A 19,496-nucleotide genomic window follows, 5' to 3' on the forward strand; every position below is an offset into this window, starting at 1 on the left:
GGAGTCCAGCCCTGGTGTCAGTGGCTCGTGTTTCGATAGGACACATGATCGAAGCACTTCGTACCCAAGAAGCAGGAGAGACCGCGATTACCCCGATTGCCGCCACCCTGCCCGCCGCGACCCCGGCCCCGGCCCAGGAGAGCCCGTCGCTCGACCTCTCGGCCCTGGACTGGGCCGCCGTCGAGGCCGCCATCCGCCGCGCCGCGGCCGACGAGATCATGCCCCGCTTCCGGCAGCTCGCCGCCGAGGACATCGTCGAGAAGAGCGGGCCGCACGACCTCGTCACGGTCGCCGACCGGCTCGCCGAGGAGCACCTCACCGCCTCGCTCACGGCCCTGCTGCCCGGCTCCCGGGTGGTCGGCGAGGAAGCGGTGCACGCCGACCCGAGTGTGCTCGACGCGCTGCACGGTGACGCTCCCGTCTGGATCGTCGACCCGGTCGACGGCACCCGCCAGTTCGTGCACGGCGACCCGGGCTTCTGCACGCTCGTCGCGCTCGCCCACCGCGGCGAGGTGCTGGCCTCCTGGACGTACGGGCCCGCACTCGGCCTGATGGCCATCGCCCGCCGCGGCGCCGGCGCCCGGCTGAACGGCGTACCGCTCCAGGCCGGCAGTCCGTCCTCCGGTGCCGTCCTCGATGTCGCCACCTCCCACTACGACTTCACCGACGACGAGCAGAAGCGGGTGCTCGCCACCCTGGAGACCGGCGGTATCGCCCCGCGCCCCTGTGGCTCGGCGGGCCTGGAGTATCTGCACATAGCCCGCGGCGAGATCGACGCCACGGCCTTCAGCTGGGAGAACTCCTGGGACCACGCGGCCGGGCTGCTGCTGGTCCATGAGGCGGGCGGCGCCAGCGGCACGGTCGCCGGGCAGCCGTTCCGTATCGAGGGCGGCAATGCGCTGCCCTTCACCGCGGCGCGGGACGCCGAAACGGCGCGGCGTATCCTCGGACTGCTGGCAGCCGCCAACTGACCCTCGACGTCGAGGGCCGGACGTGAGGGGAGTGGCGCAGGTGCCGAGGATTCTCGATGCCGTGGTGATCGGAGCGGGACCCAACGGCCTGACGGCGGCCGCCGAACTGGCCCGCCGTGGCATGTCCGTGGAGGTCTTCGAGGCCCGCGACACCATCGGCGGCGGCGCCCGCACCGAGGAACTGACCCTCCCCGGCTTCCGCCACGATCCCTGCTCGGCGGTGCACCCCACCGGCATCGGCTCGCCCGCCTTCTCCGCCATGCCGCTGGACCGCTACGGCCTCGAATGGCTGCACCCCGACCTCCCCATGGCGCACCCCTTCCCGGACGGCACGGCCGCCGTGCTCGCCCACTCCGTCGGCGAGACCGCCATGTCCTTCGGCCCGCGGGACGCCGGCGCCTACCGCAGGCTGATGGCGCCCTTCGTCGGCAAGTGGGACACCATGGCCCACGACTTCCTGCGCACCCAGTGGCTCGGCCTGCCGCACGACCCGGTGACCTACGCCCGCTTCGGCCTGGTCGGGATGCAGCCGGTCAGCCTCCTCAACCGCCGCTTCCAGGGCGCGAAGGCCCGCGGACTGCTGGCCGGACTCGGGGCGCACGCCAACGCCCCGCTCAGCGGCATCGGCACCTCCGGTATGGCCCTGATGTTCGCGCTCGCCGCGCACCACAAGGGCTGGCCGGTCCCGCGCGGCGGCTCCCAGGCCATCTCCGACGCCCTCGCCGGTCTGCTGCGCGCCCATGGCGGCGTGGTGCACACCGACTTCGAGGTCAAGCGCCTGGACGACCTGCCGCCGGCCCGCGCGTACGTCTTCGACACCTCACCGACCGCACTCGCCCGGATCGCCGGACTGGGCAACGCCTACCGCGACGTGAAGTACGGCCCCAGCGTCTTCAAGATCGACTACGCGCTGTCGGCCCCGGTCCCGTGGACGGCCAAGGAGGCGCACCGCGCCGGCACCGTCCACATCGGCCCCACCAGCGGCGAGATCGGCGCCTCGCTCAACGCCGCCAGCCACGGCCAGGACCCCGCCGTCCCCTTCCTGATCACCGCTCAGCCCAGCCTGATCGACCCCACCCGCGCCCCCGAGGGCAAGCACACCTTCTGGGCGTACGGGCATGTCCCCAACGGCTGGGAGGGCGACGCCACCGAGGTCGTGGAGCGGCAGATCGAGCGCTTCGCCCCCGGCTTCCGCGACCTCGTGCTGGCCCGCGCGGTCGCCGGCCCGCCCCAAATCGCCGCCCGCAACGCCAATTACGTCGGCGGCGACACCAACACCGGCTCCGCGGCCGGCCTGCGCCTGCTCATCCGCCCCAAGCTCGCCCGGGTCCCGTACGAGACCGCCCACCCCGCCATCTACCTCTGCTCCCAGGCCACCCCGCCCGGCCCCGGCGTCCACGGCATGTCCGGCCACTACGCCGCAAAGACGGTCTGGCGCCGCCTGCGCGCCAACCACCGCTGAGCGAGGGGCCGTTCGGCCCGGCCGCCGGGCTGCGGGGCCGGGGAACGGTAGCTCTCCGGCGCCCCCGGCCGCCCCGCTCGTCGTTCCCGGAGATCCGCCGGAACACGCCTTAGGCTCGTCGCCATGAGCACCTCCCTCACCCTCATCCAGGGCGACATCACCGAACAGGCCGTGGACGCCGTGGTCAACGCCGCCAACTCGTCCCTCCTCGGCGGCGGGGGAGTGGACGGCGCGATCCACCGGCGCGGCGGCCCGGAGATCCTCGACGAGTGCCGCGCCCTGCGCGCCGCGCACTACGGCGGCGGTCTGCCCACCGGCCAGGCCGTCGCCACCACCGCCGGCCGGCTGCCGGCCCGCTGGGTCATCCACACCGTCGGCCCGGTGTGGGCGAAGAGCGAGGACCGCTCCGAGCTCCTCGCCTCCTGCTACCGCGAGTCCCTGCGGGTCGCCGGCGACTTGGGCGCGCGGACGGTCGCCTTCCCGGCCATTTCCACGGGCGTGTATGGCTGGCCGCTCGCCGACGGGGCCCGCACCGCCGTCGCCACCGTCCGCGCCGCGGTCGCCGCGTCCCCCGACGCCTTCGACGAGATCCGCTTCGTGGTCTTCGACGACCGTGCCCGGGAGACATACGAGACGGCCCTGGCGGAGGAGGGCGGGGCGGGCTGATGGGCTGGGCGGCAGGCCGCCCTGGTCACCCCACGTTGATGTCGGATTCTCGCCAGCCGGAGCGCCCCGGGTGAGGAATCCTGAGGTCATGCACACCGACACCGAGCGCTGTCTGCGGGCCGTGCAGTCCAAGGACGCCCGCTTCGACGGCTGGTTCTTCACGGCCGTGCTCACCACCCGTATCTACTGCCGTCCCAGCTGCCCCGTGGTGCCTCCCAAGCCGGAGAACATGCGCTTCTATCCGAGCGCGGCCGCCGCCCAGCAGGCCGGGTTCCGGGCCTGCAAGCGGTGCCGCCCGGACGCCAGCCCGGGGTCCCCGGAGTGGAACGAGCGGGCCGATCTCGTCGCCCGTGCCATGCGGCTGATCGCCGATGGCATCGTCGACCGCGAGGGCGTCCCCGGCCTCGCGGCCCGGCTCGGCTACAGCACCCGGCAGACCGAGCGGCAGCTGCTGGCCGAGCTGGGGGCGGGGCCGCTCGCCCTGGCCCGGGCCCAGCGGGCGCAGACCGCCCGGCTCCTGGTGGAGACCACCGCACTGCCGATGGCCGAGGTCGCCTTCGCCGCAGGTTTCGCCAGCATCCGCACCTTCAACGAGACGGTACGGGAGGTCTTCGCACTGTCCCCTACGGAGCTGCGGCAGCGCGCCCGGCCGGGCCCGAGGGCGACGGTGCCCGGTGCGCTCGCGCTGCGGCTGCCCTTCCGGCAGCCGCTGAACCCCGACAACCTCTTCGGGCATCTCGCCGCCACCGCGGTCCCCGGCGTCGAGGAGTGGCGGGACGGCGCCTACCGCCGGACCCTGCACCTCCCCTACGGGCACGGCATCGTGGCCCTCTCGCCCCGCCCCGACCACATCGACTGCCGCCTCTCCCTCACCGATCTGCGCGATCTGGCCGGTGCCATCGCCCGCTGCCGCCGGATGCTCGACCTCGACGCGGACCCGGAAGCCGTCGACGGGCTGCTCCGTGAGGACCCGCTGCTGGCCCCGCTCGTCGACAAGGCCCCCGGCCGCCGGGTCCCGCGAACGGTCGACGCGGACGAATTCGCGGTCCGCGCCGTCCTCGGCCAGCAGGTCTCCACCGCGGCGGCCCGCACCCACGCCGGACGGCTGGTCCGTGCGCACGGCGAACAGATCGACGACCCGGACGGCGGCCTCAGCCATCTCTTCCCGTCCGCCGCCGCGCTCGCCGGACTGGACCCGGAGCAGCTGGCGATGCCCCGCACCCGCCGGGCCACCCTCACCGGCGTCATCGCCGCCCTCGGCTCCGGTGCGCTGCAACTGGGCGTCGGCAGCGACCGGGACGCCGCCCGGGCGCAGCTCGCGGCGCTGCCCGGCATCGGCCCCTGGACCGTCGAGTGCATCGCCATGCGCGCGCTCGGCGACCCGGACGCCTTCACCCCCACCGACCTCGGTCTGCGCCGTGCGGCCGCCGGCCTCGGCCTGCCGCACACCCCGGCGGCCCTCATCCGGCACTCCGCGCTCTGGCGCCCGTGGCGCGCCTACGCCGTCCAGTACCTGTGGGCGACCGACGACCACCCCATCAACCACCTCCCGACGAACTGAGCCCCCAGCCATGACAGCCGTGACCGTGCACGCACCCGAACCCGCCGCCCCCGTCACCCACACCGTCCTGGACGACACCCCGGTGGGGCCGCTCACCCTCGTCGCCACCGGTGAGTCCCTCAGCGGCCTTTACATGACCGACCAGCGCCACCGCCCGCCCCAGGAGACCTTCGGCGACCCGGCGGACCCGGACGAGCCCCCGTTCGCCGAGACCATCACTCAGCTCCGGGCCTATTTCCGCGGCGAGTTGACCACCTTCGACCTGCCGCTCGCCCTGCGCGGCACACCCTTCCAGCGCCGCGTGTGGGCCGCGCTCTGCACCATCCCGTATGGCGAGACCCTCTCCTACGGGCAGCTCGCCGAGCGGCTCGGCGCCCTGTCGGCGTCCCGCGCGGTCGGCCTGGCCAACGGCCGCAACCCGGTCGGCATCATCGTCCCCTGCCATCGCGTCGTCGGCGCCAACGGCAGCCTCACCGGCTACGGCGGCGGCCTCGACCGCAAGCGCCGTCTGCTCGCCTTCGAGCGCACGGCCGACACCCTCTTCCCGGCCGAGGTGTGCGCCTGACGGCGCTCCGGCCGGCCCTGCTCGACGCGGCCTGAGCTGGGACGGGCCTGCGTCGGGCCGATGCCCTCGCTCCGCGGCCCCGTCCTGGCCCCCCTCTCAGCCCCCGGTCACCCCGCGAACCTCCGCCACCAGCTCCTCCGCCGCCGTCAGCGAGCGGCCCAACTCCTCTTCCGTGCGGCCGAGTTCGCCGAGCAGGGCGGTGGCGCGGGCGGCGAAGCCGGGTGGGGTGTCCGGCAGGGCCGCGGCTGCGGCGAGGGCGCCCTTCTCGTTGAGGCACCAGGTGCGGTGGTGAGCGTGCAGGGCCTGGACGAGGTAGCCGACGGCGCGGGAGAGGCACAGGGCCGAGTGCAGTACGTCCCGGGCCGCGTACGACTTCCCGGCCATCGCCACCGAGAACCCGGCGTCCCAGACGGCGCCGCCGGTCAGTGCCTTGCGCAGGGGCTCCGGATAGTCCTGGGTCTCCTGCCGGAGCCGGGCCAGTTCGCCCCCGGGGTCGGCGAGCACCCGGCCCAGCGCCGCCTCGCCCGGATAGGCGGGGGACCAGAAGCCGAGCGGGTGACCGGCCTGTACGCCGATCTCGAAGCGGCCCGCGCGGCACTCCTCCCAGACCTGCCGCACCCGGTCGACGTCCCGCAGGATCCAGTCCACCTGACGGCCGTCGGGCAGCTCCAGCCAGGCGCCGCCGTTGACCCAGGGGCCCCAGGACCCCGGCCCGAACACCTCGACGGGACCGCCGGTCACCTCCGCGGCCAGCGCCTCCAGCGCCGCCAGGTCCGGCGCACCCCGGTAATAGACCCCCAGATCCCAGTCGGAGTCCGGCCGGTGGGTGCCCCGGGCCCGGCTTCCGCCGAGCATCACCCCGACGATTCCCGGCACCTGTGCGATCTTGGCTGCGATGGCTTCCATGGCGGTCAGCCTAAGGAGCAGGGCCGCCCCGGTGTCCACCTCATTTCGACGGGCCGTCATACCCGTTCGGCGGAACACCGTCTTCCAGTTCTGCCGGGCCACGGCCGGCCGCGAGGGCCTTCAGCGCGGCGCCGACACGCAGCGCGATCTCCCGGTTCACCAGCGTCTGGGCCTCGTCCCAGTGCACCATGCGCCAGGACAGCAGCTCGGACTCCTGGACGCGGATCGCGGACAGCTGAGCGGCGTCCAGCACCCCGCCGTCGTAGAGGTACGACACCAGCGGCGGGCGGTCCTTGCCGCGCACCCAGTCCACGGCGAGCAGCGCGCCCGGCTCGATGTCCAGGCCGATCTCCTCGGCGGTCTCGCGGCGGGCGGCCTGCCGGGGCGATTCGCCGGCGTCCGCCTCGACGGTGCCGCCGGGCAGGAGCCAGGTGTCGCGGTAGTTGGGCTCCACGAGCAGCAGACGGCCCTCCGCGTCGCGGAAGAGGGTGCCCGCGCCCGCGATCACACGAGGCAGACCGGCGATGTAAGCGGCGTAGTCCATGGTCGTCACGGCGCGAGCCTAGACGCCGCGGGTCCGGGGCCGCGCCCGCCCGGCGGATCTTCGAGGGCGCACACCGGGGGCGCTCGGCGGCACCGCTGACCGGTGTGCCCTGTTCGCCGTGGCGCGTGCCGGATAAGGTCACAGCGGCGCGACTGCCCGTTCGAAAGCAAGGGGAAACACGGTGGCGGACGCATCAAGGACATCCACAGCACATGTGCTGATCGCCGCGGACAAATTCAAGGGCTCGCTCACGGCCGCCGAGGTCGCCGGACATGTCACGGCCGGTCTGCGGCGCGCGGTCCCCGGGCTGACGGTCTCGGCCGTCCCGGTCGCGGACGGCGGCGACGGCACGACACAGGCGGCTGTCGCCGCTGGATTCGCGCCCCAGAGGGTGCAGGTGACCGGTCCCACCGGTGTGCCGGTGACGGCCACCTTCGCGCTGCGCGGCGACGGCACCGCGGTGGTGGAGATGGCGGAGGCCTCCGGACTCCAGCACCTCCCCAAGGGCGTCTTCGCGCCCCTGACGGCCACCACGTACGGCACCGGTGAGCTGCTGCGCGCCGCTCTCGACGCGGGGGCGACCTCGATCGTCTTCGGCGTCGGCGGCAGCGCCACGACCGACGGCGGCGCGGGGATGCTCGCGGCGCTCGGTGCGCGGTTCCTGGACGCGGACGGCGAGCCGGTCGCCCCCGGCGGCGGCCCGCTGCGCGACCTGGCCACCGCCGATCTGTCGGGGCTGGACCCCCGGCTGGCCAAGACCGAGATCGTGCTCGCCAGCGACGTCGACAATCCGCTCACGGGCCCGAAGGGCGCCCCGGCGGTCTACGGCCCGCAGAAGGGCGCGAGCGAGGAGGACGTGGCCACCCTGGACGCGGCCCTGGCGCACTATGCCGAGGTGCTGGCGCGTGCGGTGGGCCCCGAGGCCGCGGAACACGCACTGGCGCCCGGCGCGGGCGCCGCGGGCGGTATCGGCTTCGGCGCGCTGGTCGGCCTGGACGCGGTCTTCCGGCCGGGCATCGACGTGATGCTGGACGTCCTGGGCTTCGCCCCCGCGCTGGCGCAGGCCACCTTCGTCATCACCGGCGAGGGCTCGCTCGACGCGCAGACCCTGCACGGCAAGGCGCCGGCCGGGGTCGCCGCCGCTGCCCGTGCGGCCGGTCTGGACGTGGTCGCGGTCTGCGGCCGGCTCCAGCTGCCCCAGGAGGCGCTCGCCGCGGCCGGTATCCGGCGGGCCTACGCCCTGACGGATCTGGAGCCGGACCCGGCCCGCTGTATGGCGGAGGCGGGCCCGCTGCTGGAGCGGGCGGCGGAGCGGCTGGCGCGGGACTTCCTGGTCTGAGGCCCGGTGCGGCCCCCGGCGGGCCGCACGCACCACGAACGCCGCGGGCCCCGAGCGAATGATTCGCTCGGGGCCCGCGGCGTGTTCTGCGTTCCGTTACGGGAGCTGTGCGGCGCGGGACTCCGCGCGCGACTCACGGCGGTTGTCGCGGAAGGTGTTGACCCTCCGGGCCGTCGCGAACAGCGGGATCATCGCGCCCATGACCACCTGAAGCGCGCAGCCGGTCTGGAGCAGCAGCTGACCGCCGGGGGCGTCCAGGGCCCAGGCGGCGAGCATGCCCATGCTGAGCACGATCCAGCTGAGCATCGCCACCGCGAGGCGGCCCCGCGGCTTGGGGTACTCGACCCGGCTCACCATCAGCCAGGCCACCCCGATGATCGCCAGCAGCGTCGGCAGGAACGGCAGCTCCAGCAGCACGATGGCGACGACGGTCAGGGCGCCGAACGGGCTCGGCATGCCCTGGAAGATCCCGTCACGCAGCGTGACGCAGGAGAACCGTGCAAGCCGGAGCACCACCGCCAGCAGCACCACCACCGCCGCCACGACCGACACCCGCTGGTGCGCGTCCTGGGCGACCATGCCCCAGGTCACGACGAAGTACGCGGGCGCCAGACCGAAGCTGATCAGGTCGGAGAGGTTGTCGAGCTCGGCCCCCATCGCCGAGGCCCGCAGCTTGCGTGCCACCAGCCCGTCGAAGAGGTCGAAGATCGACGCGAGCAGCATCAGGATCACGGCCATCGCGGCACTGTGCCGGGCCATCCCGCCGTCCTCGGTGCCCGTCAGATGCGGGATGAGGACCCCGGTGGTCGTGAAGTACACGGCCATGAATCCGCAGATCGCATTGCCGAGGGTGAGGGTGTCCGCTATTGACAGCCGCGTGGACAGCGGCATGTCGTCCTCGTCCTCATCGGTCTCGGGCGCCCAGCCGGCTTGTGTTTCGGGATCAATCACGGTCAAGGCGAGTCACCCCCGCGGTGGTGGCCTGGCCGACCTCGACCGCGGCCTCGACGCCCTCCGGGAGGTAGACGTCGACCCGCGAGCCGAAGCGGATCAGGCCGATCCGTTCACCCTGTTCCACCTTGGTGCCCTGGGGCACGTAGGGGACGATACGGCGGGCCACCGCGCCGGCGATCTGCACCATCTCGATGTCGCCGAGCTCGGTGTCGAAGTGCCAGACCACCCGCTCGTTGTTCTCGCTCTCCTTGTTGAACGCCGGAACGAATCCGCCGGGGATGTGCTCCACGGAGGTCACCGTGCCGGCCAGCGGCGCACGGTTGACGTGAACGTTCAGCGGGCTCATGAAGATCGCGACGCGGGTACGCCCGTCCTTCCACGGCATGATGCTCTGCACCACGCCGTCGGCCGGAGAGATGACCCGCCCCTGAGCGATCTCCCGCTCGGGGTCGCGGAAGAACCACAGCATGCCCGCCGCCAGTGCGGTGGTGGGCACGGCAACGGCGGCCCAGCGACCCGACCGGCGAGACCGGGCGAGGCTGACCGCTGCCGTGGCAACGGTCGGCAGGAGCCACGGCGACGCTCCGCGCGCGAGGCGGACGCGACCGCGTTGTGCAGAGGATTGGCTGTGGGGCATGGATGACCTTCGTAGCGGAGGGTGCCGCTTTTGGATACGGGGGACGGCGGCTTTCCATGGATGCTATCGGTTACGAGCGGCAACTGGCCAAGAGCCAGAGCCAATCCGTGGCCGAAGTACGATGACGGGGTGTGATCTTCGTCTAGGCCAAAGTGGCGCAAACGGGATGTTCACCCCTGGATCCGGTACTCCTCCAGTAGCCGTCGCCCGATGATCATTTTCTGGATCTCGGCGGTACCTTCACCGATCAGGAGCATGGGGGCCTCGCGGTAGAGGCGCTCGATCTCGTACTCCTTCGAGAAGCCGTAGCCACCGTGGATACGGAACGCGTCTTCCACCACCTCCTTGCAGTACTCGGAGGCCAGGTACTTCGCCATACCCGCTTCGAGGTCGTTTCGCTGGCCCGAGTCCTTTTTGCGAGCGGCGTTAACCATCATGGCATGGGCGGCTTCGACCTTTGTCGCCATTTCCGCCAGTTTGAACTGGATGGCCTGGTGCTGCGCGATCGGCTTGCCGAAGGTGTGTCGCTGCTGTGCGTACGAAACACCCAGCTCGAAGGCGCGCTGGGCGACGCCGCAGCCGCGCGCGGCCACATTGACCCGGCCGACCTCGACGCCGTCCATCATGTGATAGAAGCCACGTCCGGTCTCGCCGCCGAGCACCCGATCGGCCGGGATCCGCAGCCCGTCCATGATCAGCTCGGTGGTGTCGACGCCCTTGTAGCCCATCTTGTCGATCTTGCCCGGAATGGTCAGGCCGGGGCGCACCTCACCGAAGCCGGCCTCCTTCTCCACGAGGAAGGTCGTCATCGACTTGTGCGGCGCGGTGCCCTCCGGGTGGCCCTCGTCCGTACGGCAGAGCACCGCGACGAGGGTGGAGGAACCACCGTTGGTGAGCCACATTTTCTGGCCGTTCAGGACGTAATCGTCACCGTCCCGCACGCCCTTGGAAGAAATGGCCGAAACATCCGAGCCCAGTGCGGGCTCCGACATCGAGAAGGCGCCCCGGATCTCACCGGCCGCCATCTTCGGAAGGAAGTAGTCCTTCTGCTCCTGCGTGCCGTGCTGCTTGAGCATGTACGCCACGATGAAGTGCGTGTTGATGATGCCCGAGACACTCATCCAGCCGCGGGCGATCTCCTCGACGGTCAGCGCATAGGTGAGAAGGGACTCACCCAGACCGCCGTACTCCTCGGGGATCATCAGCCCGAACACGCCGAGTTCCTTGAGGCCCTCGACGATCTGCGACGGGTATTCGTCGCGGTGCTCCAGCTCGGTGGCGACCGGCAGGATCTCCTTGTCCACGAAATCGCGGACGGTGGAGAGGATTTCCCGCTGAATGTCGGTCAGGCCCTCGGTCTGCGCGAGACGGGTCATGGCTACTTCTCCTTCTTGGCCGGCGGGGCCACAAGCTCCGGGCGGCCGGGCTGCTCGCCGCCGCGCTCCTTGATGTACGTGGCCGTGGGGACCATGACCTTGCGCCGGAAGACGCAGACCAGGGTGCCGTCCTGCTTGTATCCCTTGGTCTCGACGTGCACGATGCCGCGGTCCGACTTGGAGCGGGACGGGGTCTTGTCGAGCACGGTCGTCTCGCCGTAGAGGGTGTCGCCGTGGAAGGTGGGCGCCACATGCTTCAGCGACTCGATCTCCAGATTGGCGATGGCCTTTCCGGAGACGTCGGGCACCGACATGCCCAGCAGCAGGGAGTAGATGTAGTTACCGACGACGACGTTCTTCCCGAAGTCGGTGGTCTGCTCGGCGTAGTTGCTGTCCATGTGCAGCGGGTGATGATTCATGGTGAGCAGACAGAAGAGGTGGTCGTCGTATTCCGTGACGGTTTTCCCCGGCCAGTGCTTGTACACATCGCCGACGGTGAACTCTTCATAGGTGCGGCCGAACTGCATCGCGCTTAAGCCTCCGGGGCCTCGAACTTGGATGTGCGGATCATGCCGGCGGCCCGGCCCTTGCCGGCGATGACCAGCGCCATCTTCCGGCTCGCCTCGTCGATCATTTCATCGCCGAGCATCGCGGAACCCTTGGCTCCGCCCGCCGCCGAGGTGTGCCATTCGTAGGCGTCCAGAATCAGCTCGGCGTGGTCGTAGTCCTCCTGGGAGGGGGAGAACACCTCGTTGGCGGCCTCGACCTGACCCGGGTGCAGCACCCATTTCCCGTCGAAACCGAGGGCGGCGGCGCGGCCGGCGACCTCGCGATAGCCGTCAATATTCTTGATCTGAAGGTACGGACCGTCGATGGCCTGGAGATCGTAGGTGCGTGCCGCCATCAGAATGCGCATCAGAATGTAGTGGTACGCATCCGCCCCATAGCCGGGCGGCTGCTCGCCGACCACCAGGGACTTCATGTTGATGGATGCCATGAAGTCGGCCGGGCCGAAGATGATGGTCTCCAGGCGCGGCGAGGCGCCGGCGATCGCGTCGACGTTCACCAGGCCCTTGGCGTTCTCGATCTGCGCCTCGATGCCGATCCGGCCGACCTCGAAGCCCATGGTCTTCTCGATCTGGGTCAGCAGCAGGTCCAGCGCCACGATCTGCTGGGCGTCCTGCACCTTCGGCAGCATGATGCAGTCGAGGTTCTGCCCCGCGCCCTCGACGACCGTGATGACGTCCCGGTACGTCCAGTGCGTGGTCCAGTCGTTGACCCGCACGACCCGTGTCTTGCCCGTCCAGTCACCCTCGTTCAGCGCCTCGACGATGTGGTGCCGGGCGCCTTCCTTGGCGAGCGGGGCGCAGGCGTCCTCCAGGTCCAGGAAGACCTGGTCGGCGGGGAGGCCCTGGGCCTTCTCCAGGAAGCGCGGGTTGCTGCCGGGGACCGCGAGGCAGGAGCGGCGCGGCCGGCCGCCGGGCGGGCGGTTCGCCTGGGTCATGCGGGGACCTCCAGAGGGTCGAGCTGGTTCGCTTTCCGGATCTCGTCGACGATACGGCCGATGATCTCCGTAATACCGAAATCCTTGGGGGTGAAGACGGCCGCCACTCCGGCTTCCCGCAGCGCGGTCGCATCGGCGGACGGGATGATGCCGCCGACGATGACCGGCATGTCGTCGACGCCGGTGCGGCGCAGCCGGGCCAGGACGTCCGGCACCAGCTCGGCGTGCGAGCCGGACAGGATCGACAGGCCCACACAGTGCACGTCCTCGGCGACCGCGGCCGAGACGATCTGCTCCGGGGTGAGCCGGATGCCCTGGTAGATCACCTCGAAGCCGGCGTCCCGGGCCCGTACGGCGATCTGCTCGGCGCCGTTGCTGTGCCCGTCCAGGCCGGGCTTGCCGACCAGCAGCCGCAGCTTGCCGCTGCCGAGCTCGGCCGCGGTCTTGGCGACCTTCTCGCGGACCTCGGCGAGCAGGCTGCCCGCCTCGGCAGCGACCGCCAGCGGGGCGCTGGAGACGCCCGTAGGAGCCCGGAACTCACCGAAGACGTCCCGCAGCGCCCAGGCCCACTCGCCGGTCGTCACACCGGCGCGTGCGCACTCCAGGGTGGCCGCGAAGAGGTTGCCGTCGCCCGCCGCGGTCTTCTTCAGACCCGACAGGGCGTCTTGGGCGCGGCCTTCGTCGCGGTTGTCCCGCCACTCGTGCAGCGCCTGGACGACCCGTGCCTCGTTGGCGGGGTCGACGGTCATGATGGCCGTGTCGAGGTCCGCGGTGAGCGGGTTGGGCTCGGTGCCCTCGAAGCAGTTGACGCCGACGATCTTCTCCTCGCCGGCCTCGATCCGGGCCCGCCGCTCGGCGTGCGCGGAGACCAGCTGCGACTTGAGATAGCCGGACTCCACCGCGGCCATCGCGCCGCCCATCTCCTGGATCCGCTCGATCTCCGCGAGGCAGTCGGTGACCAGGGCTTCCACCTTGGCCTCGATGACATGCGAGCCGGCGAAGATGTCCTCGTACTCCAGCAGGTCGCTCTCGTGCGCCAGGACCTGCTGGATACGCAGCGACCACTGCTGGTCCCAGGGGCGCGGCAGCCCCAACGCCTCGTTCCAGGCCGGGAGTTGCACCGCGCGGGCGCGGGCGTCCTTGGAGAGCGTGACGGCCAGCATCTCCAGGACGATCCGCTGGACGTTGTTCTCCGGCTGCGCCTCGGTCAGGCCGAGCGAGTTGACCTGCACGCCGTAGCGGAACCGGCGCTGCTTCTCGTTCTCGATGCCGTAGCGCTCGCGGGTGATCTTGTCCCAGATGCGGCCGAAGGCGCGCATCTTGCACATCTCCTCGACGAACCGGACCCCGGCGTTCACGAAGAACGAGATACGGGCCACGACATCACCGAACTTCTCCGGCGGCACCTGCCCGGAGTCCCGCACCGCGTCCAGTACCGCGATCGCGGTGGACATCGCATAGGCGATCTCCTGGACCGGCGTGGCGCCCGCCTCCTGCAGGTGGTAGCTGCAGATGTTGATCGGGTTCCACTTGGGGATGTGCGCCACCGTGTACGTGATCATGTCGGTGGTCAGCCGGAGCGAGGGTCCCGGCGGGAAGACATGCGTCCCGCGCGAGAGGTACTCCTTGACGATGTCGTTCTGCGTCGTCCCCGACAGCTTGGAGATGTCGGCGCCCTGCTCCTCGGCGACCACCTCGTACAGCGCCAGCAGCCACATGGCCGTCGCGTTGATGGTCATCGAGGTGTTCATCTGGTCCAGCGGGATGTCCTGGAACAGCCGTCGCATGTCACCGAGGTGGGACACGGGGACCCCGACCCGGCCGACCTCGCCGCGGGCGAGGACGTGGTCGGGGTCGTAACCGGTCTGCGTCGGGAGGTCGAACGCGACCGACAGGCCGGTCTGGCCCTTGGCGAGGTTGCGACGGTACAGCTCGTTGGACGCCTCGGCGGTGGAGTGGCCGGCGTACGTCCGCATCAGCCACGGACGATCCTTCTGACGCTCAGTCATATCAGGCCCGTATCTTCGTGGTCCGCAGTCCGAGTTGCCTCAGACGTTCCGGAACCGGTTGATGGCGTCGAGGTGCTTGGCGCGCATTTCTTCGTCGCGCACGCCCATGCCCTCCTCGGGGGCCAGTGCCAGCACGCCGACCTTGCCCTGGTGGAGGTTGCGGTGCACGTCGTACGCCGCCTGCCCGGTCTCTTCGAGGGTGTACGTCTTGGACAGGGTCGGGTGGATCTTGCCCTTGGCGATCAGGCGGTTGGCCTCCCACGCCTCGCGGTAGTTGGCGAAGTGCGAGCCGACGATCCGCTTCAGCGACATCCACAGGTAGCGGTTGTCGTACTCGTGGTTGTAGCCCGAGGTGGAGGCGCAGGTGACGATGGTGCCGCCCTTGCGCGTCACGTACACCGAGGCGCCGAAGGTCTCGCGGCCGGGGTGCTCGAAGACGATGTCCACGTCCTCGCCGCCGGTCAGCTCACGGATGCGCTTGCCGAAGCGCTTCCACTCCTTGGGGTCCTGGGTGTGCTCGTCCTTCCAGAACTTGTAGCCCTCGGCGTTGCGGTCGATGATCGCCTCGGCGCCCATCTTCCGGCAGATCTCCGCCTTCTGGTCGGAGGAGACCACGCAGATCGGGTTGGCGCCGCCGGCCAGCGCGAACTGGGTGGCGTACGAGCCGAGTCCGCCGCTGGCGCCCCAGATCAGCACGTTGTCGCCCTGCTTCATCGCCGCGCCGTTCTGCGAGACGAGCTGGCGGTAGGCGGTCGAGTTGACCAGACCGGGCGACGCCGCCTCTTCCCAGCTCAGGTGCTGGGGCTTGGGCATCAGCTGGTTGGACTTGACCAGCGCGATCTCGGCCAGGCCGCCGAAGTTGGTCTCGAAGCCCCAGATGCGCTGCTCGGGGTCGAGCATGGTGTCGTTGTGGCCGTCGGAGGACTCCAGCTCGACGGAGAGGCAGTGCGCGACGACCTCGTCACCGGGGCCCCAGGCGTTGACACCGGGGCCGGTGCGCAGGACCACGCCCGCCAGGTCGGAGCCGATGACGTGGTACGGCAGGTCGTGCCGCTTGGTGAGCGGGGAGAGCCTGCCGTAGCGCTCCAGGAACCCGAACGTCGACACGGGCTCGAAGATCGAGGTCCACACCGAGTTGTAGTTCACGGAGGAGGCCATGACGGCCACCAGCGCCTCGCCCGGGCCCAGCTCGGGCACCGGCACCTCGTCGACGTGCAGTGACTTGCGGGGGTCCTTCACCTTGCTTTCGAGACCGGCGAACATCTCGGCCTCGTCCTTGTGCACGGTCACCGCGCGGTAGGACTCGGGGATGGTCAGGCCGGCGAAGTCGGCGCTGGTGGTGTCAGGCGCGAGGATTGCGTCCAGGATTTCGTTCACGGGGTGCCTCCGGCGGTTGGGGCCTCCCCGGCTCGGCCGCGGTGGTGAGCTCGGGGAACCGTTGAGGGAAACGGTTGGGGGAACGTCGGGGGTGGTGCGGAGGTGGTGCCGTCGGTTCGGCCGGGGTGGCGCCGTTGCCGCCGCCTCTGCGGGGGTCGCAGAGTCGTCGGCCGCGGTGCCGTGGCAGCGCTGGGTGAGCGCGGTGCCCAGCGGCAGCTGGGAGTGCCTGTGACGCAGGCATCCGGGCGGACAGCCACATAGGGCTGGTGGGACAGCCGGCGCGCGTGGGATCTCAGCACGCCGGCCGCCCGGACACCCTCAACGTATGACACCGCGTGCCAGGCGACAAGACACTGAGTGCCAAGAATTTCTCTCAGATGTCATCTCGTCGGCACGCATGAGCAAAAGACGGCCGATGGGAAGCCTGGAGGTGACGCAAAGAAAGGGAAAATGTGCGGAGCGTGTGCACCCGGGGCGTTACGCCATCCGGGTCGCGGCCCGGTCAGCTCATGGGCGCCGGGCCGCGCTCGGGTCCTGCTCCGGCCGGAAGGCCGTTACTTGCGCTCTTTGATCGCCTTGCGGATGGTGCGCATGACCTCGTCCAGCGGGGCGTCCGTACGGGCCACCGCGACCAGCACCTCGCCCTCCCGGGAGACGGACGCCGGCGGGTTCTCCTCGCCGCCGGGGCGGCCCGCGCCGATACCGGCGCCGAAGGTCTCCCGGACGATCTCGAAGGCATGGTCGAGCTGGGCCTCGACATCGCCCTGGGCGTCGGCCCGCAGCCAGCGCCGCAGCACATGGTTGTGCGCGGTGACCACGGCGGAGGCCGCGACCTCGGCGAGCAGCGGATCGTCGTCGCCCTCGCGGTGTGCGCCCTCGTCGAAATGGCCCAGGAGGTAGCGGGTGAACAGCCGCTCGTAGCGGGCCACCGAGGCGATCTCGGCCTCGCGCAGCGTGGGGACCTCACGGGTCAGGCGGTAGCGGGCCACCGACACGGCCGGGGAGGCCGCGTACATCCGCATGACCTCCTTGATGCCGCGGCAGACCGTGTCGAGCGGGTTCTCGTGCGGCGGGGCGGCGTCCAGGACGGCCTCCGCGCGGACGAGGGTGTCGTCGTGGTCGGGGAAGATCGCCTCTTCCTTCGAGCGGAAGTGGCGGAAGAAGGTGCGCCGGGCGACGCCCGCAGCGGCCGCGATCTCATCGACCGTCGTCGCCTCGTAGCCCTTGGTCGCGAACAGCTCCATCGCCGCAGCCGACAATTCACGGCGCATCTTGAGCCGTTGCGCGGCCGCTCGGCGGGTACCGGGGGTGGCGGTGTCGGGGTCGGAGGGCTGCGTACGAGCGGGCTGGGACATGTGGGGACGGTACTGCATATTTACGCGACCTGCGGCATGAGGTGCCACCTCCGCCCCGGTGAGCGGGGGTGGACCGCCGTCGGGCTCCAGCAGTCCACCCCACCCTCCTCCCCCCGCCGGGCGGGGGTGCCGCCACGCGTCAGCGCCGGGCGGCGTACTCACGGAAGCCGCGGCCGGTCTTGCGGCCGAGGCAGCCGGCGGCGACGAGGTGCTCCAGCAGCGGCGACGGGGCCAGCCCGGGGTCCCGGAACTCGGCGTGCAGCACCTTCTCGATGGCCAGGGAGACGTCCAGGCCGACCACGTCGAGGAGTTCGAACGGGCCCATCGGGTAGCCTCCGCCGAGCTTCATGGCGGCGTCGATGTCGTCCAGCGTCGCGTAGTGCTCGTCGACCATCTTGATCGCGTTGTTCAAGTACGGGAACAGCAGCGCGTTCACGATGAATCCGGCGCGGTCGCCGCAGTCCACGGGGTGCTTGCGGACCTTGGCGCAGACCGCCCGCACGGTGGTGTGGACATCGTCGGCCGTCAGGACCGTACGGACCACCTCGACCAGCTTCATGGCGGGCGCCGGGTTGAAGAAGTGCATCCCGATGACGTCCTGCGGGCGCGAGGTGGCGCGGGCGCAGGCCACGACCGGCAGCGACGAGGTGGTGGTGGCCAGGACGGCGCCCGGCTTGCAGACCTTGTCCAGCGTCTTGAACAGCTCCTGCTTGACCGCCAGATCCTCGGCCACCGCCTCGACCGCGAGGTCCACGTCGGCGAACGCGTCGAGCGAGCCGGCCGGGGTGATCGCCGCCAGCGCGGCATCCCGGGCCTCGGCGGTCATCCGGCCCTTGTCCACCGAGCGGCCCAGCGACTTGGTGATCCGGGCCTTCGCCTTCTCGGCCTTCTCCAGGCTGCGGGCCGCCAGCACGACCTGGTAGCCCGCCTTGGCGAAGACCTCGGCGATACCGCTCGCCATCGTCCCGGAACCGGCCACGCCGACGCCGGAGACCGGACGCCCCCCGGCGCCCTCGTCGGCGGCCGCCGGGCTCTCCGCGTCCGGCACGACCGTGGCGCTGCCCGGGGCGTCGTACGAGTAGAAGCCGCGGCCCGCCTTGCGGCCGGTCAGCCCCGCCTCGGCCAGCTGGCCCAGGATCGGCGCAGGCGCGTGCAGCCGGTCCTGGGACTCGGCGTACATCGCCTCCAGGACCGTACGGGCGGTGTCCACCCCGATCAGGTCCAGCAGCGCCAGCGGGCCCATGGGCAGGCCGCAGCCGAGCTTCATGGCGGCGTCGATGTCCTCGCGGGTGGCGTACTTGGACTCGTACATCGCCGCGGCCTGGTTCAGATAGCCGAACAGCAGGCCGTCCGCGACGAAGCCGGGGCGGTCACCCACCGCGATCGGATCCTTGCCCAGGTCGCGGGCGAGCTCCGTGACGGCCGTGACCGCGGTCGGCGCGGTGAGCACCGAGGAGACCACCTCGACCAGCTTCATGGCCGGTGCGGGGTTGAAGAAGTGCACACCGAGCACCCGCTCGGGGCGCTCCGAATCCGCGGCCAGCCGGGTCACGGACAGCGCGTTGGTGCCGGTGGCCAGGATGGTGTCCGGCCGGACCACCGCGTCCAGTGCGGCGAAGACCTGCCGCTTGAGCTCGTAGTCCTCGGGGACCACCTCGATGACGAGATCGGCGTCCGCGGCGGCCTGGAGATCGGTGAAGGTGCGGAACCGGGCCAGGGCGTCCTGGCGCTCGCGCTCCGTGAGCCGCTCGCGCTGCACGGCGCGGGCGGTCGCGGATTCGAGGGCGGAGACGGCACGGCGGGCCGCGGCTTCGTCGGTGTCGATACCGATGACCTCGCGGCCGGCCCGGGTCAGCACCTCGGCGATACCGGTGCCCATGGTGCCCAGACCGACGACGGCGACGGTGGAAAGGGACGGCGAAGTGGCTTGAGTTGAGAGATCAGGGGTGGACTGAGGGCCCATCGCGAGACTCCTGAGGGTGTTCCCCCGAAGGCAGGGGAGAAGTGACGACTGAGGGTTATCCGCGGACGCGGGGCCTGTGATCACCGCGGCAGAAATGCGGCAGGAGAGCCGCGAGGAGCCGCAGCGCCATGGCAGCGCCGGCGGTGCGGGAGCCGCGGCGAGAGCCCTGTCCCGGGGCCTTGCCGTGTGCTCCGTACTGTGTCGTGCTGTGCCGAACCGACTTCACTCTGTGGCGGCTGCGTCACCAGGCCGCCCGAGCAGTGGTGCTGCTCGTTCCAGCAGGTTAACCGGTGAGTAACCAGAGCGC

The 19,496-nt window shown here is 71.1% G+C and carries 17 protein-coding genes; 6 read left to right on the plus strand and 11 right to left on the minus strand.

Annotation, left to right across the window (positions count from 1 at the left end; all coding sequences use genetic code 11):
• Positions 1-44: 44 nt before the first annotated feature.
• The 5 genes from CP981_RS31600 to CP981_RS31620 all read left to right on the plus strand — a co-directional run bounded on the left by CP981_RS31600 (position 45) and on the right by CP981_RS31620 (position 5,225).
• Positions 45-971 (plus strand): inositol monophosphatase family protein, encoded by a 927-nt coding sequence (locus CP981_RS31600; protein WP_085922678.1) that lies wholly within the window; start codon positions 45-47, stop codon positions 969-971.
• Between the two features lie 40 nt (positions 972-1,011).
• Positions 1,012-2,433 (plus strand): phytoene desaturase family protein, encoded by a 1,422-nt coding sequence (locus tag CP981_RS31605; protein WP_085922782.1) that lies wholly within the window; start codon positions 1,012-1,014, stop codon positions 2,431-2,433.
• A 123-nt stretch (positions 2,434-2,556) separates the two neighbouring features.
• A complete protein-coding gene (locus tag CP981_RS31610; protein ID WP_085922677.1) occupies positions 2,557-3,099 on the plus strand; it encodes an O-acetyl-ADP-ribose deacetylase in 543 nt (180 codons plus the stop codon).
• A gap of 88 nt (positions 3,100-3,187) precedes the next feature.
• Positions 3,188-4,660 carry a DNA-3-methyladenine glycosylase 2 gene (locus CP981_RS31615; protein ID WP_085922676.1) on the plus strand — a complete coding sequence of 491 codons (1,473 nt, stop codon included), beginning with the start codon at positions 3,188-3,190 and terminating at the stop codon, positions 4,658-4,660.
• A gap of 10 nt (positions 4,661-4,670) precedes the next feature.
• Positions 4,671-5,225, plus strand: a complete 555-nt coding sequence (locus tag CP981_RS31620; protein WP_085922675.1) for a methylated-DNA--[protein]-cysteine S-methyltransferase — start codon at positions 4,671-4,673, stop codon at positions 5,223-5,225.
• Between the two features lie 96 nt (positions 5,226-5,321).
• Here CP981_RS31620 and CP981_RS31625 read toward each other — a convergent pair whose 3' ends face one another.
• Together CP981_RS31625 and CP981_RS31630 are read right to left on the minus strand one after the other, a co-directional pair.
• Positions 5,322-6,131: a DUF4037 domain-containing protein gene (locus CP981_RS31625; RefSeq protein ID WP_208853010.1), complete on the minus strand. Its 810-nt coding sequence runs from the start codon at positions 6,129-6,131 to the stop codon at positions 5,322-5,324.
• A 40-nt stretch (positions 6,132-6,171) separates the two neighbouring features.
• Positions 6,172-6,675 carry an NUDIX domain-containing protein gene (locus CP981_RS31630; protein WP_425282224.1) on the minus strand — a complete coding sequence of 168 codons (504 nt, stop codon included), beginning with the start codon at positions 6,673-6,675 and terminating at the stop codon, positions 6,172-6,174.
• A 214-nt stretch (positions 6,676-6,889) separates the two neighbouring features.
• Between CP981_RS31630 and CP981_RS31635 the strand changes: the two genes are divergently transcribed.
• On the plus strand, positions 6,890-8,014 hold the full coding sequence (locus CP981_RS31635; RefSeq protein WP_085922672.1) for a glycerate kinase: 1,125 nt from the start codon (positions 6,890-6,892) through the stop codon (positions 8,012-8,014).
• Positions 8,015-8,110: 96 nt separating this feature from the next.
• On the opposite strand, the gene pssA is transcribed toward CP981_RS31635, so the two are convergent.
• The 9 genes from pssA to CP981_RS31680 form a co-directional block, all read right to left on the minus strand.
• The gene (pssA, locus tag CP981_RS31640) at positions 8,111-8,971 is read right to left on the minus strand and encodes a CDP-diacylglycerol--serine O-phosphatidyltransferase (RefSeq protein ID WP_190145146.1); all 861 of its coding nucleotides are present in this window, start codon (positions 8,969-8,971) and stop codon (positions 8,111-8,113) included.
• On the minus strand, positions 8,958-9,605 hold the full coding sequence (locus CP981_RS31645; protein ID WP_042161276.1) for a phosphatidylserine decarboxylase: 648 nt from the start codon (positions 9,603-9,605) through the stop codon (positions 8,958-8,960). The genes pssA and CP981_RS31645 overlap by 14 nt, the downstream gene beginning before the upstream one ends.
• Positions 9,606-9,775: 170 nt before the next feature.
• Positions 9,776-10,981, minus strand: a complete 1,206-nt coding sequence (locus CP981_RS31650) for an acyl-CoA dehydrogenase family protein (RefSeq protein ID WP_042161274.1) — start codon at positions 10,979-10,981, stop codon at positions 9,776-9,778.
• 2 nt (positions 10,982-10,983) lie between these two features.
• Entirely contained in the window at positions 10,984-11,508 is a 525-nt protein-coding gene (locus CP981_RS31655) for a MaoC family dehydratase (protein WP_085922670.1), read from the minus strand.
• A gap of 5 nt (positions 11,509-11,513) precedes the next feature.
• Positions 11,514-12,485, minus strand: a complete 972-nt coding sequence (locus CP981_RS31660) for an HpcH/HpaI aldolase/citrate lyase family protein (RefSeq protein ID WP_085922669.1) — start codon at positions 12,483-12,485, stop codon at positions 11,514-11,516.
• A complete protein-coding gene (locus CP981_RS31665; protein ID WP_085922668.1) occupies positions 12,482-14,494 on the minus strand; it encodes a protein meaA in 2,013 nt (670 codons plus the stop codon). Before CP981_RS31665 ends, CP981_RS31660 begins: the two co-directional genes overlap by 4 nt.
• A 39-nt stretch (positions 14,495-14,533) precedes the next feature.
• Positions 14,534-15,871, minus strand: coding sequence for a crotonyl-CoA carboxylase/reductase (gene ccrA / locus CP981_RS31670; RefSeq protein WP_085922667.1), 1,338 nt, complete (start codon positions 15,869-15,871; stop codon positions 14,534-14,536).
• A 554-nt stretch (positions 15,872-16,425) separates the two neighbouring features.
• Positions 16,426-17,226, minus strand: a complete 801-nt coding sequence (locus CP981_RS31675; RefSeq protein ID WP_190838242.1) for a TetR family transcriptional regulator — start codon at positions 17,224-17,226, stop codon at positions 16,426-16,428.
• A gap of 139 nt (positions 17,227-17,365) precedes the next feature.
• Positions 17,366-19,189: a 3-hydroxyacyl-CoA dehydrogenase family protein gene (locus CP981_RS31680; RefSeq protein ID WP_085922665.1), complete on the minus strand. Its 1,824-nt coding sequence runs from the start codon at positions 19,187-19,189 to the stop codon at positions 17,366-17,368.
• Between the last annotated feature and the right edge of the window lie 307 nt (positions 19,190-19,496).

The sequence above is a fragment of the Streptomyces platensis genome (assembly GCF_008704855.1).
Classification (GTDB): domain Bacteria; phylum Actinomycetota; class Actinomycetes; order Streptomycetales; family Streptomycetaceae; genus Streptomyces; species Streptomyces platensis.